The organism is Odoribacter sp. N15.MGS-14 (assembly GCF_000980245.1).
Taxonomy (GTDB): Bacteria; Bacteroidota; Bacteroidia; order Bacteroidales; family Marinifilaceae; genus Odoribacter; species Odoribacter splanchnicus.
This window is the reverse complement of the sequence record NZ_LARE01000130.1, coordinates 1-2000: the sequence shown is the minus strand read 5'-3', so window position 1 is coordinate 2000 and position 2000 is coordinate 1. Positions and strand designations below refer to the sequence as shown.

General features: G+C 48.8%; 1 rRNA gene. It reads right to left on the bottom strand.

What is annotated here, in order from left to right:
- Nucleotides 1-2000, bottom strand: a 23S ribosomal RNA gene (locus WS34_RS14375); the annotation flags it as partial.

Here is a 2000-nt window from a genome sequence, read left to right as displayed (position 1 = left end):
CCCAGATCGTTACACCATTCGTGCAGGTCGGAACTTACCCGACAAGGAATTTCGCTACCTTAGGACCGTTATAGTTACGGCCGCCGTTTACCGGGGCTTCAATTCAAACCTTCGAGTTACCTCTGAGCTCTCCTCTTAACCTTCCGGCACCGGGCAGGTGTCAGGCCATATACATCTTCTTGCGAATTAGCATAGCCATGTGTTTTTGGTAAACAGTCGCCTGGGCCTATTATCTGCGGCTCTTTCACAAGAGCGTCCTTTATCCCGAAGTTACAGGACCATTTTGCCTAGTTCCTTAACCATGAATCTCTCGAGCGCCTTAGTATTTTCTACCTGATCACGTGTGTCCGTTTACAGTACGGATGATCATTACCTGAAGCTTAGCAGGTTTTCTTGGCAGTCAGCTTACCTGCATTATCCGCGCAACCGAAGCATTGCGGTACTATCACCTTTCATCTCTACCGGCGTGCTTCACTACCGGTATCAAAGAATACGGGTTTCAACGTACTATTCCGTCAGTACGCAGCAGTGTCACCTCTGCGTCGCTGCATCGCAGTTATGATCAGTACAGGAATATTAACCTGTTTACCATCGGGATCGCCACTCGGCTTACCCTTAGGATCCGACTTACCCCCGGATGATTGACATTGCCGGGGAATCCTTGATCTTTCGGCGTGCGGGGTTCTCACCCGCATTATCGTTACTTATGCCTACATTTGCTTTTCCATCCGCTCCACAATACCTCACGGTACTGCTTCTATGCTGAATGGAATGCTCTCCTACCGATTGTATCATATACAATCCCATAGCTTCGGTTATATGCTTATGCCCGCGTATTATCCATGCAGGACCGCTCGACTAGTGAGCTGTTACGCACTCTTTAAATGAATGGCTGCTTCCAAGCCAACATCCTAGCTGTCTAAGCAGTCCCACCCCGTTTTTATTCCAACTTAGCATATAATTGGGGACCTTAGCTGATGGTCTGAGTTCTCCCTCTTTCGTCAACGGACCTTAGCACCCGCTGGCTCACTCCCTGTCTTCATGTTCTAGCATTCGGAGTTTGGCCGGATTTGATAGGCGGTGAAGCCCTCGCATCCAATCAGTAGCTCTACCTCTAGAACAAAACAACAGAGGCTGCACCTAAATGCATTTCGGAGAGTACGAGCTATTTCCCAGTTTGATTGGCCTTTCACCCCTACCCACAGGTCATCCGAAAACTTTTCAACGTTTACCGGTTCGGGCCTCCAGTTTGTGTTACCAAACCTTCACCCTGCCCATGGGTAGATCACTAAGGTTTCGCGTCTACCACCACCAACTTGACGCCCTATTCAGACTCGCTTTCGCTTCGGCTTACGTACCTGAAGTACTTAACCTCGCTGGTGATGAGTAACTCGTAGGCTCATTATGCAAAAGGCACGCCGTCACCGCACGAAGCGGCTCCGACAGCTTGTAGGCGTATGGGTTCAGGGACTATTTCACTCTTCTGTTCGAAGTGCTTTTCACCTTTCCCTCACGGTACTGGTTCACTATCGGTCTCTCGGGAGTATTTAGCCTTGCCGGATGGTCCCGGCGGATTCGGTCAGGATTACACGTGTCCCGACTTACTCAGGAGTCTGCTATGATTCATAAACTTGCATGTACGGGATTATCACCCTCTGTGATCACATTTTCCAAGGTGTTCCATTTCATTTATTTCATCAAACTTGCAGTCCTACTACCCCGTTAATGCCGAAACAATAACGGTTTGGGCTTTTCCCCGGTCGCTCGCCGCTACTGGGGGAATCACGTTTGTTTTCTTCTCCTGCAGGTACTTAGATGTTTCAGTTCCCTGCGTTTGCCTACCTTACGGTATAATATGTCTTCAACATATTGGGTTATCCCATTCGGAGATCTCCGCATCAAAGGTTATTTGCACCTAAACGGAGCTTTTCGCAGCTTATCACGTCCTTCATCGCCTCTGAGAGCCTAGGCATCCACCATACGCCCTTTATTATTTACTT